Consider the following 15,329-nt stretch of genomic DNA (forward strand, 5'->3'; position numbering starts at 1 on the left):
GGCCCATGACCTCATCGCAGTCGACCGAGCCGATCCGCACCGATCCGGAGTGCCTGTTCTGCAAGATTGTCGCCGGCACGGTGCCGGCCACGATCGTGGCGCAGACACCCGAGGCGATCGCCTTCCGGGACATCAACCCGCAGGCGCCGATGCACGTCCTTGTCGTGCCGCGCGAGCACTACGGCGACATCGCCCAGCTCGCCGCGGGCGACCCGGGCCTGCTCGCCGGGGTCGTGGCGCTCTCCGACCAGATCGCCGGCGACCTGGCCGACGGCCAGTACCGACTGATCTTCAACTCCGGCCCGCATGCCGGCCAGAGTGTCTTCCACGTGCACGGCCACGTCATCGGCGGCGCTCGGCTGGGGTGGTCCCCGGCCTGAGCGGCGGGTGCTGGGTGGGTCGCTCGATAGAATGTGCAGATCCATCCACGAATACCCATAGAAGGAGCGGGCGCACCGCCATATGGCAACTCCAGAGAGCATGACCGGTTCCGGTCGGGGCGACGTCGAGCACCGCATCATCGTGCCCGCTGAGGTCTCCCTCGCGCGGCTGCTGGGTCCGGTGGACTCGGTCCTGCGGGCGATCGAGGAGGGATTCGACACGGTCGACGTGCGCGTCCGCGACAACCAGATCATCTTGCGCGGACCCGTCGGCGACGTCGCGCTGGCCGCCCGCCTGGTCGACGAGCTCATCGAGGTCGCCGAGTCTGGCACGGCCCTGACGGCCGACGTCGTCAAACGCTCGATCACGATGCTCACCGCTGCTACGGAGACCCGCCCGGCCGAGGTGTTCACCCTGAACATCCTGTCCAACAAGGGCCGCACCATCCGCGCCAAGACGGTCGGGCAGAAGCACTACGTCGACGCGATCGACGCGAATACCGTGACCTTCGGGATCGGCCCGGCCGGAACCGGCAAGACGTACCTCGCCATGGCGAAGGCCGTCCAGGCGCTCCAGGCCCGACAGGTCAACCGGATCGTGCTGACCCGCCCGGCCGTCGAGGCGGGGGAGCGGCTCGGCTTCCTGCCCGGGACGCTCTCGGAGAAGATCGACCCGTACCTGCGCCCGCTCTACGACGCCCTCCACGACATGATCGACCCGCAGTCCATCCCCAAGCTCATCGAGGCGGGGACGATCGAGGTCGCGCCGCTCGCCTACATGCGAGGACGGACCCTCAACGACGCTTTCATCATCCTCGACGAGGCGCAGAACACCTCCGTCGAGCAGATGAAGATGTTCCTCACCCGGTTGGGCTTCTCCTCCAAGATGGTCATCACCGGTGACGTGACCCAGGTCGACCTGCCAAGCGGGACAGCCTCGGGGCTGCGCGTCGTCGAAGACATCCTCACCGGCGTCGACGACATCGAGTTCTGCCGGTTGGGCTCCTCCGACGTCGTCCGGCACCGGCTCGTCGCAGACATCATCGACGCGTACGCCCGCTGGGACACCGCAGTGACCACACCCGCCGGCGGCTACCGCCCGTCGCGCGACCACACCCACGAGAAAGGCCACCACCGGTGAGCATCGAAGTAAACAACGAGTCCGGCTACGAGGTCGACGAGGCCGAGTTCGCTGCGCTGGGCCGGTTCGTGCTCGACGAGATGCACGTCCACGCACAGACCGAGCTGTCGATCCTCTTTGTCGACACCGAGGTGATGACCGAGCTGCACATCCAGTGGATGGACGAGCCGGGACCCACGGACGTCCTCTCCTTCCCGATGGACGAGCTCCGCCCGGGCCGCGACGGCGACGTGACCCCCGCCGGCCTGCTCGGCGACGTCGTGCTCTGCCCCGAGGTGGCCGCAGCGCAGGCGGTCACGGCCGGGCACTCCACGGTCGAGGAGATGCTCCTGCTGACCACCCACGGGATCCTGCACCTGCTCGGATACGACCACGCCGAGCCGGAGGAGGAGAAGGAGATGTTCGCGCTCCAGCGCAAGCTGCTCCTCACCTTCCTCGCCGGCCGCCCGACCCGGTGACCGTCTCCGGCCACGCGCCGGTCGGCCTCCTGATCTTCCTCGCGGTCCTGGGCATCGCTCTCGCCGCGATCCTCAGCGCGGGCGAGGCCGCGGTCATCAGGATCTCCCGCTCCGCGGTGGGCGAGATCGTCGAGAACAGCAAGAACAGCGCCGCGCGGATCCAGCGCGTCACGGCCGACCCCGGGCAGACGGCGGCCTCGGCGGCCTTCGTGCGGGTGTTCGCCGAGATGCTCGCCACGGCCTGCATCACCGTCTCCCTCGCCTCGGTCGTGGAGCAGTGGTGGCTCGTGCTGATCCTCGCCGTCCTGATCAGCGCGATCGTCTCCCTCGTCATCGTGCGGATCAGCCCGCGCAGCCTGGGCCGCAACCGACCGGCGCAGACCCTCGTGCTGCTCAGCCGGGTGCTGGCGGCTGTGCTGACGGTGGCCGGCGGGGTCACCCGGCTGACAAGCTCGGCCCGGGCCAACCTCGAGGCCGACGACTCCCACGAGCTGCGCGACATGGTCGACCGGGTCAACGACTCCGACGTCATCGAGGACGAAGAGCGGATGATGCTCCGCTCCGTCTTCGAGCTCGGCAGCACGCTCACCCGCGAGGTCATGGTCCCGCGCACCGACATGGTCACCTGCGCGGCCTACACCCCGCTGCCCAAAGCGCTCGCGCTGTTCCTGCGCTCGGGGTTCTCCCGGGTCCCGGTGATCGGAGACTCCGTGGACGACCTGCTGGGCGTCGTGTACTTCAAGGACGTCGTGCGGGTGCTCAACGACGCCGAGGGTGGGGAGAACCGCACCGTGGCCACGGTCATGCGCCCGGCGACGTTCGTGCCCGAGTCCAAGCCGGTCGACGACCTCATGCGCGAGATGCAGGTCTCGTCCTCGCACATGGCCCTCGTGGTCGACGAGTATGGCGGCATCGCCGGGCTGGTGACCATCGAGGACGCGATCGAGGAGATCGTCGGCGAGGTCACCGACGAGCACGACACCGCAGCCCCCGAGGTCGAGGAGATCTCGTCCGGCCTGTTCCGGGTGCCCTCACGGTTGCCGATCGACTCCCTCGGGGAGCTCTTCGACCTGGAGATCGACGACGACGACGTGGACACCACGGGCGGGCTGCTCGCCAAGACGCTGGGCAAGGTCGCGCTCCCGGGCGCGACCGCCGACGTCCACGGCCTGCACCTGGTGGCCGAGCACGTCGAGGGCCGACGCCGTCAGCTCGCCACAGTCCTGGTCTCGCGCAGCGCCGAGGGCGAGCCCGAGACCACCCAAGAACGACGAGTACTTGATGACCACCGCGCGAGCGAGGATCGCCGCGTGTCCGCAGACCAGCAGGAGACTGACTCATGACCCCCACCACCTCACCGGACGCTCAGGGCGCCGCAGGGACGTACCGATCGGGCTTCGCCTGCCTGGTCGGGCGGCCCAACGCCGGCAAGTCGACGCTCACCAACGCGCTGGTCGGGCAGAAGGTCGCGATCACCTCCGACCGTCCCCAGACCACCCGCCACACCATCCGTGGCATCGTCAACCGCCCCGACGCCCAGCTCATCCTCGTGGACACCCCGGGGCTGCACCGCCCGCGGACGCTCCTCGGTGAGCGGCTCAACGACCTCGTGCGGGAGACTCTCACCCAGGTCGACGTCATCGTCTTCTGCCTCCCGGCGGACCAGAAGATCGGTCCGGGCGACCGCTACATCGCCGAGCAGCTCGCCCAGCTGAGCTCCGGCCGTCACAAGACGCCCATCATCGCCGTGGTCACCAAAGCCGACCTGGTCACCCGGGACGAGCTCACCAAGCACCTGCTCAAGGTCAACGACCTGGGGGAGTGGGCGGATATCGTCCCGGTCTCGGCCACGGGCGAGTTCCAGGTCGACGTGCTCGAGAACGTCCTCGTCGGGCACCTGCCCGAGGGCGTCGTGCTCTACCCGGACGGCGAGCTCACCGACGAGCCCGAAGCCATCATGGTCGCTGAGCTCGTCCGCGAGGCTGCCCTCGAGGGCGTCCGCCAGGAGCTGCCGCACTCTCTCGCCGTCGTGGTCGAGGAGATATCCGAGCGTGAGGGCAGCTCGGGCGCGAACCCGCTGCTCGACGTGCGGGTCAACCTCTACGTCGAGCGCGACAGCCAGAAGGCGATCATCATCGGCCGTGGTGGGTCACGGCTTCGGCACGTGGGCACCGAGGCGCGGAAGGGGATTGAGGCGCTGCTCGGCAACCGGATCTACCTCGACCTGCACGTCAAGGTCGCCAAGGACTGGCAGCGCGACCCCAACCAGCTGCGCAAGCTCGGGTTCTGACGGGCTTCTGACTGGCGTGCTACCGGGCGGGCCGGGCGGTGAACTGCCGCTGGCCAACCCGAACGCTGCCGTCCGCGGGCACGTAGACACGCACGCCGACGACGACGTCGAGCGGCTCCCCGTGCGGGGTCAGGACGGACGTGCCGTTCGTCGAGCCGAGGTCGCTGACCCAGAATCCCTGCTCGTCGACCCCGAACTGCAGGTGCGTCTTGGAGACGGACCGGTCCTCGTCGACGATCTCGAGCAGCTGGGCGTCGGGGGCCCCGGGCAAGGCCTGCGGGCTTCGGCCGACGAGCCCGGCGCCGACGACCGTGAAGGACTGACCGTTGTCGAAGGAGAGCAGGTGGGCCCCCTGGCCGGTCTGTGCGGCTGCTCGGGCCGCAGCCCGGGTGGGCGGCGTGGCGGCCGCAACCGGGACCGGAGCCTCGACCGGGGCCTCGGGTGCTCCCGTGGCCGCGGCGGGCTGCGCCGGCGCGTGAACGAGCCGGACGTGCTGCTGGCCTGGCTGCGGGACAGGCTGTAGCGCCGCTGCGGGCGACGGCTGCACCCACTGTTCAGGGGCCTGCGGCTGGGTCGGCCGCTGCACCCACGGCTGAACCGGCTGCGGTTGGCGGGCCACGTCGATCATCACGGTGTTCGCCACGGCGTCGTGCCAGCCCTGCTTGAGCTGGCGCCGGTCCCAGACGCCCGAGGACACCACGACCCACTGGCCCAGCCCGGCGCCGAGGAATCCCGCCCCGACGACCAGTGCCCGCAGCGCGCCGCGCCGGATGCCCGGGGCGTAGGGCCCCTCGACGCGCACCGTGCGGATGCGGCACGCCGCGTTCCCGACGGTCAGGCCGGTGCGAGACTCCCACACGCAGAGCGCGACGGCCACCTGGACCAGGGCGAGGCCGGCGAGAACCGGCTCGCCGGTGGCTGCCCACACGCCGCCCGCGACCGCCGCCGCGACGGCGAGGTCGATCGCGAAGGCACCCACGCGCCGCGCGACGGGGGCGATGCGGGGCTGCACTGGTGTGGTGGTCATACGGTTCCCTCGGCGGCTGCGCTCGGTGTTGGACGGCGTGCTGGACGGTCCCGGTCCACGGATCGGGCCGATGCTAGCAGGGGGTCGGCGGCCTTTTCCTCACGCGCTCACCTCGAGAATGCGCTGCGGACAAGCTCGATCGCGCCGATGCTCGCCAGCGCGGCAGGCAGCGCGAGCATGACCGCGAGCCCTTCGACGGCGTCGATCAGCCGGGAGAACGCGACGGAACGGTGCCCCCGGGCCACCGGGATGGCCAGGAAACCTAGGCCGAGCCCGACGACGATCGCGGCGACGGCGAGGCCGACCAGGTTCGCCTGTCCGTCCAGCACCACCCGGACGACGAGCGTGAGCAGCATGGCTCCGGCGGCGGCCCGCGGCACGGTCTTGGACGTCACGTTCCGGGCGTTGCGCGGGATGCACACGAGGGCGACGGCCACGGCGACCACAAGGATCAGCGCCGCAGTGTGGGCGAGGCCGGTCGGCGCGGCGCCGAAGAGCACCACGGGCGTGGCGATCGCGGCGACGACCGCTTGCGTGACGATCCCCGAGCCGAGCAGGCGGTCACCGCGCCGCACGGCCGCCAGCACGACGGCGTTGCGCAGCGGCGGGGTCGGCTGCGGTCGCGCGCCGCGCACCGACAGGGCCGCCCGGGTGACGTGCTCGGCGTCGACCAGGTACGTGTCGGGGACCTGAAGCGACCACGAGGGCAGCGCCCGCAGCGCGGGCGGGACACACCCCAGGGCGAGGGCCGCGAAGGCCCAGGCGGGCAGCACCAGGAACAGTGCGCCGAGGGCAAGGACAGCGCACCAGCCGAAGACGACCGCGAGGACCAGGGCCATCTGCAGCCCGTCACCGCCCGCGCGCCGGGTCGAGACGGCGCCCACGGCGCTCACCGCCCCAGCGCACAGGAGACCGGTGGCGAGGGCGAGCTGGTGGCTCTGGGCGAGCGCGGCGTCGATCGCGCTCGCGCCGCCGGCGCAGGCGAGGAAGGCCGCGATGACGAGGCACATCTCGTTGCGGCCGTCCTGGAACACCCGTGGGCGCAGGGCGAGGCCCAGGCCGGCACCGAGGAAGGCCGTCGCGACGATCGCCTGCTGAGTCGAGCTGAGGATGTCGTCCGTGGCCAGGGAACCGAAGACCGAGGTGGTCATGACGAAGAGCGCACACACCCCGGCCAGGACCATGAGAACGATCTGTGGGAGCAGGGCGGTCGCCCGGACGGCGTCGCCGATCCCGTCGCCGGAGCCGTCCGCGCCGGGCGCGACCGGAGCGGGAGGGGAGCCCGCGCGGCCCCGGGGCGGGCGGGCGCTGATGTGCAGGACCGTCCCGTCCTCCAGGACGTCGACCGCCGACCGGGAGGTGTCCACGGGTGTCCCGTCGGAGGCCACCACGACGACGCCGGGGTCCCCGGGGTCGACGCCGACGGACCGCAACGCGTCGCTGAGCCGCAGGTGAGCCGGGACCAGCACGTCCACGTGGTGCTCGGCGAACTGCAGCACGACGCGCCGGGTCGTCGCGATCGTGTCGCTCACGCCATCTCCCCCCGTGCTCGATCCGCTGCGTGCCTGCCGACCGCTCGCGGTGCACACGTGGTTGCGTGCATATCCCTACTATTGTGTGGGCTGACTCGTGCCGGTTCGACCACCGGTCCATCATGCACAGATCCATCATGCACAGGTCCATCATGAGAGCGCGCCGCGCGCGCCCCCTCGACACGCAGCCTAGGAGACGGCACATGACGACCCCGCACTACCGGGACGCCCGCGTGCCGCAACCCCCGCTGCCGTCGGGCCGGGTCGTCCTGCAGACGCCCCCCGAGCTCGTGCCCTCCGACGGGATCAGCGGGCTGCTCACGTCCTTGGTCCCGATGCTCGGGAGCGTCGGGTCCATCGTCTTCGTGGCGATGGCCTCACCGGGTCCCAAGGGGATGATCGCCGGCGGCATGTTCCTCGTCGCGTCCCTCGGCTTCGTCGTGGTCAACGGGTGGCGCCAACGCTCCCAGCACCAGGCAACCGTGCTCGGCAGCCGCCGCGAGTACCTCGCCTACCTGACCGACCTGCGCTCGACCGTCCGCCAGGCGGCCCGCCAGCAGCACCGGCACGCCCTGTGGAACAACCCCGACCCGACCTCCCTGGCGGCCCTCGCCGAGCAGGGGCAGCGGGTCTGGGAACGTGCCCCGGGCCAGGGGGATCACCTGCACGCTCGGGTGGGCGTCGCGACCCAGCCGCTGTGCCTGGCGCTCGAGGCGCCGGACGTCCCGCCGCTCGCCCAGCTCGACACGGTCGCCTCCTCCGCGGCTCACCGCTTCCTGGTGACCCACCAGCTCCAGCCCGACCTGCCCGTCTCGGTCGACTTCACGCACTTCTCCCGGATCGAGGTGACCGGCCCCGAGGGGGAGGCCCGCGCTCAGGCCCGTTCCATGGTCGCCCAGCTCGCGACCTTCCACTCCCCGGCGAACCTGCAGATCGCGATCGTCGCCTCCGCCCAGGCGCTGCCGCAGTGGGAGTGGGCCAAGTGGCTCCCGCACACGCACTCCACGCGGGCCAAGGACAGCGTCGGCCCCGCACGGATGATCGGGGAGTCCCTCGACGACCTCCAGGACATGCTCCCCGAGGGCATCGAGGCGCGTCCCCGCTTCTCCCCGAACGGGCCGGAGTCCGCCCCGCACCTGCTCATCGTGCTCGACGGCGGCCACGTCGGCCCCGGCAGCGCCTTCGCCCCCGAGGACGGCGTCATGGGCGTCACGGTCCTGGAGATCCCGGCGTCCTGGGACAACCTCGACGACCCGCTCCGCCTGCGCCTCGCCGTCGGCCCCACGGCCCAGGCCGGGGCGCACCGCGGGCGTGCTCAAATGCAGATCCTCAGCGTCAGCAACGCCCCGATCGACGCTTTCGCCGACTGCGCCTCGATCCCCGACGTCGAGGCGCTCGCCCGCCGCCTCACGCCGCTCTTCGTCGGCTCTGCGGACTCCCCGGCCGACTCTGATGCGGTCTCGGCCGAGCTCGTCGACCTGCTCGGCATCGGTGACATCCGCGACCTCGACCTCGACGTCACCTGGCGTCCGCGCCTGCAGCGCGACCGGCTCCGGGTGCCGATCGGGCTGACCGAGCAGGGCCAGCCGATCTCCCTCGACATCAAGGAGTCCGCCCACCAGGGCATGGGCCCGCACGGCCTCGTCATCGGGGCGACCGGGTCGGGCAAGTCCGAGGTGCTGCGCACGCTCGTGCTCGCCCTCGCCCTGACCCACTCGCCCGAGGACCTCAACTTCGTCCTCGTCGACTTCAAGGGTGGTGCGACGTTCGCGGGCATGGCCGATATGCCCCACGTCTCGGCGATCATCACCAACCTCGGGGAGGAGCTCACCCTCGTCGACCGCATGCAGGACGCGCTCCAGGGGGAGATGACCCGGCGCCAGGAGCTGCTGCGCGCCTCGGGGAACTTTTCCAACGTCACCGACTACGAGAAGGCCCGCCTGGCCGGGCGGACCGACCTGGCCCCGCTGCCCGCGCTGCTCATCGTCGCCGACGAGTTCTCCGAGCTGCTCGCCGCCCGGCCCGACTTCGTCGACCTCTTCGTCGCGATCGGTCGGCTCGGCCGCTCGCTGCAGATGCACCTGCTGCTGTCCTCCCAACGGCTCGAGGAAGGGCGCCTGCGCGGCCTCGAGTCGCACCTGTCCTACCGGATCGGCCTGCGGACGTTCTCGGCTGCGGAGTCGCGCGCGGTCATCGGCGTGCCCGATGCCTACACGCTGCCACCGATCCCCGGGGTGGGCTTCCTCAAGCCGGACACCTCGACCCTGATCCAGTTCCGCGCCTCCTACGTCTCCGGCCCGCCCAAGGGACGTCGCGGCCCGCGCCGCGGGATCGAGCAGTCCGGGGGCACGACCCTCGAACCGTTCACCGCCGCGCCGGTGGCCCGTCGCGCGGTCGAGGCCCCCGATGTCGCCGACGAGGCCGCGCCGGTCGAGGACGAGGGTGTGACCTTCGACATCGCTGTGCGTGCCATGGCCGGGCGCGGGCCGGCCGCGCACCGGGTCTGGTTGCCGCCGCTGATCACCCCGCAGACTCTCGACCAGCTCATGCCCGACCTCAGCGTCGACCCCGCGCTCGGCCTCGTGTCGCCGTCCTGGCGGGCCGCGGGCGACCTCGTCGTGCCGCTCGGCATCGTCGACCGCCCGCTCGAGCAGCGCCGCGAGAACATGATCGTCTCCCTCGGTGGTGCGGCCGGCCACATGGCCATCATCGGCGGGCCGCGCACCGGCAAGAGCACGCTCGCACGCTCGGTCGTCACGGGCCTCGCCCTCACCCGCACCCCGCTCGAGGTGCAGTTCTACGTGCTCGACTTCGGCGGGGGAACCTTCAGCCCGCTCGCCTCCCTCGCCCACGTGGCCGGTGTGGCCAGCCGCTCCGAGCCCGACGTCGTCCGGCGCATCGTCGCCGAGCTGCGCGGCATCGTCGACACCCGTGAGCAGTACTTCCGCGCCCAGGGCATCGACTCGATCGAGACCTACCGCCAGCGCCGCCGTGAGGGGCGTGCTGACGACGGCTACGGCGACGTCTTCCTCGTCGTCGACGGCTGGAGCACCATCCGGTCCGAGTTCGACGAGCTCGAGCCGCTGATCCAGGCCCTCGCGGGGCGCGGGCTGACCTTCGGCCTGCACCTGCTCGCGACCGCGACCCGGTGGATGGACTTCCGCAGCCAGGTCAAGGACGTCTTCGGGACGAAGGTCGAGCTGCGGATGGGCGACCCGATGGACTCAGACATCGACCGCAAGATCGCCGTGAATGTGCCCAAGGACCGCCCCGGGCGCGGGATCGTCGCCAGCAAGCACCACATGCTCGGTGCCCTGCCACGCATCGACTCCGACCCGCAGTCGGCGACCCTGGGCGCGGGCGTCGAGCACCTCATCAACACCGTCAACGCGAGCTGGCACGGGCCCACCGGCCCCAAGCTCCGCCTGCTGCCCGACGACGTCACGCTCGACCAGGTGCGCAAGCTCGGGGAGGGCGCTGTCGCCGCGCAGGCGGCGGTCACCGGCAGGGCGCCCGGCCGGATGATCTGGCTGGGAGTCGACGAGTCGAACCTCGGCCCGGTGGGCCTGGACCCGATGGTCGAGTCTCACCTCTACGCCTTCGGCGACGGCGGGTCGGGCAAGTCCGGGCTGCTGCGCGGGTACGCCCGTGAGGTCATGCGGCAGTTCACCCCGGCCCAGGCCCAGTTCTTCGTGGTCGACTACCGCCGGTCCCTGCTCGGGGAGATCCCCGACGAGTACATGGCGGGCTACCTCACGACCCACGAGACCGCCAGCACCCAGCTGACCGACGTCGCGGCATACCTGCGCGCACGGCTGCCCGGTCCGGACGTCACCGCCGAGCAGCTGCGCTCGCGGACGTGGTGGACCGGCGCCGAGGTGTTTGTCCTCGTCGACGACTACGACCTGGTCGCCACGTCGATGGGCAACCCCGTCGCCGCGCTCGCCCCGCTCGTGGCGCAGGCCGGCGACGTGGGCCTCCACCTGATCGTCGCGCGGCGCTCCGGCGGGGCCAGCCGGGTGCTCTTCGAGCCGGTGCTCCAGTCGTTGCGGGACACCGCCGCACCGGGGATGCTGCTCTCGGGCAGCCCCGAGGAGGGCCAGCTCATCGGCTCGGCACGGCCGATCGCGAGCGTCCCTGGGCGCGCGCAGATGGTCACCCGTGAGCGCGGGCGCGAGGTCATCCAGGTCGCCTCGACGGTGGCCGTGCACTGACTGGTGGCGTGCACCGACTCTCAGGACGTCGGAGGGGTCCGCCGCCCCGGGCGGGCCCGGTGCCTCGTGACAGCCAGCTGGCCCGCCAGGACGGTGGCCAGTGCGGCGACGACCCCGCCGAGCGTCCACCACATGGCGACCCGGTGGGTCTCATCGAGCGGTGACACCACCTGGTCCAGGTCGAGGGCCTGCGGCTGGGCCGCCGGCGGGGCCGGCCTGGGGTGGACGGGGCTGTCTGGGCCGCGGGCCGAGCCGTCGTCGACGAAGGCGAGCGCCTCCGCGGGCCGGATCGTTCCCCAGCCGGTCACGTCGTCGCGGCGGTCCAGGATGGTCCGGGAGGCGGTGACCTCGAGCCGGAACGCCCACTGCGCGGGGGTCTCCCGGGGGTGTTCTTGGGCGATCAGGGCCGCCGCCGCGCTCACGTAGGCCGTTGCGTAGCTGGTCGAGGGCAGGCCGCTCGAGAGCATGCAGTCCCCGGCGGCGAGGAACGTGGTCAGGACGTCGGTTCCGGGGGCTGCGACGTCGACATGCGGTCCGTGGATCGCGTCGGCGGTCCCGATGCCTGCGGCGTCGACCGAGGTCACCGACAGCACCTCGGGGTAGGCCGCCGGATAGCGGGGGGAGTCGGACTGGTCGTCCGTGGTGTTCCGGTTGCCCGCGCTGGCCACCACGAGCGAACCGAGCCCGGTTGCGTAGACGACCGCATCGCGCAGCTCTGGGGTGTCCTCGGCGGTGCTCATGGAGACGTTGATGATCTGCGCGCCGCCGTCGGCCGCGGCGCGGATCCCCGCGGCCAGGCGGTCGCTGCGCGGACCGTTCCCTGTGTCGGCGACCTGTTGGTCCTGGGAGAAGTACACCCGGACCGGCAGGATCTTGGCGTCGGGCGCCAAGCCCACGACCCCCGATCCGTCGACGGGCCGCGCGGCGATCTGACCGGCCACGGCCGTGCCGTGGGCCATGACGTCGGTCGTGGCGGAGTTGTCAGCCCCCGGCGTGTCGGTCAGGGAGATCCCGGGCAGGACCGCGCTCGTCAGGTGGGTGTTCGCGGCTGCGACGCCGGAGTCCACCACGGCGACCGTCACCCCCTTGCCGGTCGCCGTGCGCCAGGCGAGCTCGGCGTTGAGGGTTGCCAGGGCCGCAGGCGCGGCGGGGGAGTAGCTGGTCACGTCGGGAGAGCAGGTCTCGTTCGCGGTCGGCAGCACGGTCAGTCCGGAGGCCAGTGCCTGCGCCGGGGCTAGCAGCAGCTGCCCGCCGAGCTGCGCGGCGAGGAGGGGGACGAGCAACCAGCCGCGGGGACCGATCACGAGCCGCTCGTGCCGGCCGGCGCCATGGACGCGGCGGCGACGGTCAGCTCGGGACCGGCGGGCAGGAACGCGAGCCACGACTGGGGGACGGGGGAGATGTCGGCCGCGGTGTAGCCGAGCTGGGCGAGGACCTCGGTCGAGGGGTCGGGCACCGCGAAGACGGTCCCGGACTGGTCGATGATCGCGACGGTGCCCTGGTCGGTGAGCTGGTCGCCGGTGGCCCGGACGAGGGCACCCTTGCCGGCATCCACCTCGACCTCGGCGCGGCCCGTCGTGGGCAGGGCATCGGTCGTGGTGGTGGCGGCGAGGGCGAAGTGGGCGACGGGCTGGGCACCCGGGGCGCTTCCGGGGGGAACCTGCAGGACCGCGCACATCGGGTCGAGGCCGTCGAAGGCCGCGGCCGGTGCCTGCGGCCAGGTCGGCGGTGCAAGCTCGGGGGCGGTCCGCACGTCCCGGATGTCCGCGCTGCTCACCTGGATCGGGGCGCCCAGCTGGGCGCCGCTGCCGAGCTGGTAGAGCTGGTAGCCGATCTCGGTGAGCGGCGCGAGCTCGCCCGCGGCGGTCACCACGTAGCGTCGCGCTTCGGTCCCCGACCCCGTCTGCTCGACGACGGACCCCACGACCGTCCCGCTCGGCAGCGTGCTGGTGACCAGCGGGTCGCCTGCCGTGGGCAGGAACAGCGGCGCGAGGTCGTCGCCGGGGGTGAAGACGTTGAGCCAGGGTCCGGTCACGGCCCGCACGGGAGCGGATTCGAGCTGGAGCGCGCGGAGCACCGCGGTGACGTCCTTCTTCGGGACGAGGTATCGGTAGGAACCGTTGACGACGTAGGTCTGATCCGCGACGGTGACGACCGCGCTGTCGGTCGTGGCTTCCCCGGCGGGGGCCTGGGTGATCTGGATGCGGCTCGCGCCGTCGTCGCCCACGCACGCCAGCCAGCCGGAGCCGACGAGGTGTGCGGGCGAGGGCAGCTCGTCCGGGGCGCCGGTGATGCCGATCTGCTTGCCGCGGGGGACGTCGGAGATCTTGGACTCGGCCACCTCGACCACCTCGAAGCTCTCTGACGGGATGACCAGCCGGGCGCTCGTGGTGTTGAGGACCGGGTAGAGCGTGCCCTTGATCGAGACGAAGCGGGCGCCGCTGCCCTTGGTAAGGACCAGCTTGTTGTTGTCCCAGCCGGTCGGCAGTCCTGGCTTGAGCAGCCCGTAGCCGAGGCTGCCCAGCACGAGCAGGACGGACAGCGCGACGCCGGCGACGACCGCGCGCATCGGCTTCTGGGGCTCGATCTCACGTCCGCCGGGGGAGCCGCTGACAAAGGCGGTGAGCAGACGGCGTCGACCGAAGGTCTGCGCCTCGACAAGCTCCTTCTTGGATGCCATGACCGGGCCTCTCAGACCAGCCCGGCGGCGGCGACGCCGAGCGGGAGCAGCAGGGCGAGGCTGAGCAGCTCGACGGAGTCGGCTACCCGGCCGAACGCGGCCCGGGGGCGCGGGGCGATGAGGCAGGCGCCCACGACGACCGCGGCCACGACTGCGACGGCGACCATGAGCGACCCGCGCCACTGGGGGTGGGCCAGCGCGGCGATGAGGGTGGTGAACGTCAGCCCGACGATGCCGGTGGCCATGACGACGAACACGTCGGCCCGGGAGAAGGTCTGCCGGACGCTGAGCAGCATGCCGGTGTAGCACAGGACCATGAGCAGCACGCCGGTCAGACCGAGGGAGGCGACGGTGGGCGTCGCGATGATCGTGATGATCGCGACGGCGGCCCGCAAGCCGAACTGCAGCCGGTAGCCGCGCTGGTAGCTGCGGCCCACGGCCTCGGGGTCGATCGGCGCCGGGTCCGCGAAGACGTCCTCGTCGCTCTGCGCGGACACGACGCGCAGGTGTGTGGTCGACAGCGCCAACCAGGGGATGCCGTTGCTTGCGGTCACCGCGACGGCGACCGTCATGGCCAGCACGTTCCCGGGGGACAGGTCCGTGGTCGCCACGACCGTCCCGGCGGCCGCGAGGATGAACCCCGCCGCGAGCGGGACGACGCAGATCTCTTGGGTGCGGGGGAGGAGGGCGAGGCCGGCCGCGCCGGCGAGGACCGCACCGCCGCCCGCGGCGGCGAGCGGCCAACCCCACAGGCTCACGGCGTCGGGAGCGGTGAACAGCAGTCCGGCGACGGCCCAGAACACGGCGCCGCACAGCACCATCGCCTGCGCACCGCTCGGGTGCACCTCGCGACGGGCGATCACGGCCGCGCTGATGAGCACCAGTGCGCCGACGCAGGCGGCGATGACCGGGGGCACGACCGACTGGCTCCCGGCCCCGAGCAGCATGATCGCCCCGGCGAGCAGGAAGGCCGCGGCGGCTCCGACCGCGGCGCGCGAGCTGTCCTGCTGCGTCCAGGGGGCAAAGTCCTTCTCGACGGCGTCCGAGACGGCCTCGACGACGTCGTCGTAGACGCGCGGTCCCGGTGCGTGCGCCCCGACCTCCATGGTGAGGACCTCGCCGTCGGACACCGACTGGGCGATCAGCGACACGCTCGTGCTCAGCGCGGACCCGTCGGAGCGGAGCAGCCGGTACCCGCCGTGGACCGAGGAGGCGTCCAGGAGGCGCAGGGTGCGCGCGAACCCTGGGATGATCTCGGCGACCGGGATGCTTCCGGGCGCACCGACGTCGAGGCGGCGGTCGCCGGCGACCACGGAGATCCGGAGCAGCGTGCCCAGCGTGGTGGGAGCGGGTGACGCCTCGACCATGGCGATCCTTTGGTGCTCGACGACAAAACGGGGACGCCGACAGCATAGTGAACCCGCGCGGGGCGGATGAGGATCCGGGGTGGATCGTCCCCGGAAGGCCGTCGAGGCGCGTCGGCACTGGGCCGTGTTGTTGGCCTGAACACTGGCTTCTTGGTGCTCATGGGTACCTCTACCCACGTCAGAAGGGTGCACAAACTCATCCTGTGGACATAGTGTCCAACCTGTCACCCGGTACTCAGA

At 71.9% G+C, this 15,329-nt stretch carries 11 protein-coding genes; 6 read left to right on the forward strand and 5 right to left on the reverse strand.

Annotation, left to right across the window (positions count from 1 at the left end; translation table 11 throughout):
• Positions 1-5 precede the first annotated feature (5 nt).
• The 5 genes from BLQ50_RS12500 (at position 6) to era (ending at position 4,269) form a co-directional block, all read left to right on the forward strand.
• Positions 6-380, forward strand: a complete 375-nt coding sequence (locus BLQ50_RS12500; protein WP_093184118.1) for a histidine triad nucleotide-binding protein — start codon at positions 6-8, stop codon at positions 378-380.
• Between the two features lie 100 nt (positions 381-480).
• Positions 481-1,521 (forward strand): PhoH family protein, encoded by a 1,041-nt coding sequence (locus BLQ50_RS12505; RefSeq protein WP_245701181.1) that lies wholly within the window; start codon positions 481-483, stop codon positions 1,519-1,521.
• Positions 1,518-1,979: an rRNA maturation RNase YbeY gene (gene ybeY / locus BLQ50_RS12510; RefSeq protein ID WP_093184121.1), complete on the forward strand. Its 462-nt coding sequence runs from the start codon at positions 1,518-1,520 to the stop codon at positions 1,977-1,979. The genes BLQ50_RS12505 and ybeY overlap by 4 nt, the downstream gene beginning before the upstream one ends.
• Positions 1,976-3,322: a hemolysin family protein gene (locus tag BLQ50_RS12515; RefSeq protein ID WP_093184122.1), complete on the forward strand. Its 1,347-nt coding sequence runs from the start codon at positions 1,976-1,978 to the stop codon at positions 3,320-3,322. The genes ybeY and BLQ50_RS12515 overlap by 4 nt, the downstream gene beginning before the upstream one ends.
• Positions 3,319-4,269, forward strand: coding sequence for a GTPase Era (gene era, locus BLQ50_RS12520; RefSeq protein WP_093184124.1), 951 nt, complete (start codon positions 3,319-3,321; stop codon positions 4,267-4,269). The genes BLQ50_RS12515 and era overlap by 4 nt, the downstream gene beginning before the upstream one ends.
• Positions 4,270-4,288: 19 nt before the next feature.
• Here era and BLQ50_RS12525 read toward each other — a convergent pair whose 3' ends face one another.
• Positions 4,289-5,296, reverse strand: coding sequence for an RDD family protein (locus BLQ50_RS12525; RefSeq protein ID WP_093184125.1), 1,008 nt, complete (start codon positions 5,294-5,296; stop codon positions 4,289-4,291).
• A gap of 107 nt (positions 5,297-5,403) precedes the next feature.
• On the reverse strand, positions 5,404-6,828 hold the full coding sequence (locus tag BLQ50_RS12530; protein ID WP_093184127.1) for a hypothetical protein: 1,425 nt from the start codon (positions 6,826-6,828) through the stop codon (positions 5,404-5,406).
• A 203-nt stretch (positions 6,829-7,031) separates the two neighbouring features.
• Between BLQ50_RS12530 and eccCa the strand changes: the two genes are divergently transcribed.
• Positions 7,032-11,042 (forward strand): type VII secretion protein EccCa, encoded by a 4,011-nt coding sequence (eccCa, locus tag BLQ50_RS12535; protein WP_093184128.1) that lies wholly within the window; start codon positions 7,032-7,034, stop codon positions 11,040-11,042.
• Positions 11,043-11,062: 20 nt separating this feature from the next.
• On the opposite strand, the gene BLQ50_RS12540 is transcribed toward eccCa, so the two are convergent.
• The 3 genes from BLQ50_RS12540 to eccD are packed head-to-tail and all read right to left on the reverse strand — an operon-like array spanning position 11,063 to position 15,089.
• Complete coding sequence (locus BLQ50_RS12540) at positions 11,063-12,346, reverse strand: S8 family serine peptidase (protein ID WP_175559120.1); 1,284 nt, start codon at positions 12,344-12,346, stop codon at positions 11,063-11,065.
• Positions 12,343-13,722, reverse strand: coding sequence for a type VII secretion protein EccB (gene eccB / locus BLQ50_RS12545; protein WP_093184131.1), 1,380 nt, complete (start codon positions 13,720-13,722; stop codon positions 12,343-12,345). The genes BLQ50_RS12540 and eccB overlap by 4 nt, the downstream gene beginning before the upstream one ends.
• Before the next feature lie 11 nt (positions 13,723-13,733).
• Complete coding sequence (gene eccD, locus BLQ50_RS12550) at positions 13,734-15,089, reverse strand: type VII secretion integral membrane protein EccD (RefSeq protein ID WP_093184132.1); 1,356 nt, start codon at positions 15,087-15,089, stop codon at positions 13,734-13,736.
• Positions 15,090-15,329: the final 240 nt, after the last annotated feature.

This window comes from Sanguibacter gelidistatuariae, from assembly GCF_900096585.1.
In the GTDB taxonomy this organism is placed as follows: Bacteria; Actinomycetota; Actinomycetes; order Actinomycetales; family Cellulomonadaceae; genus Sanguibacter; species Sanguibacter gelidistatuariae.

What these genes read in the sequence shown, in the direction of transcription:
- BLQ50_RS12525 (WP_093184125.1), bottom strand. Translation starts at nt 5,296, where the DNA reads ATGACCACCACACCAGTGCAGCCCCGCATCGCCCCCGTCGCGCGGCGC.
- BLQ50_RS12505 (WP_245701181.1), top strand. Translation starts at nt 481, where the DNA reads ATGACCGGTTCCGGTCGGGGCGACGTCGAGCACCGCATCATCGTGCCC.
- BLQ50_RS12500 (WP_093184118.1), top strand. Translation starts at nt 6, where the DNA reads ATGACCTCATCGCAGTCGACCGAGCCGATCCGCACCGATCCGGAGTGC.
- era (WP_093184124.1), top strand. Translation starts at nt 3,319, where the DNA reads ATGACCCCCACCACCTCACCGGACGCTCAGGGCGCCGCAGGGACGTAC.
- eccCa (WP_093184128.1), top strand. Translation starts at nt 7,032, where the DNA reads ATGACGACCCCGCACTACCGGGACGCCCGCGTGCCGCAACCCCCGCTG.
- eccB (WP_093184131.1), bottom strand. Translation starts at nt 13,722, where the DNA reads ATGGCATCCAAGAAGGAGCTTGTCGAGGCGCAGACCTTCGGTCGACGC.
- eccD (WP_093184132.1), bottom strand. Translation starts at nt 15,089, where the DNA reads ATGGTCGAGGCGTCACCCGCTCCCACCACGCTGGGCACGCTGCTCCGG.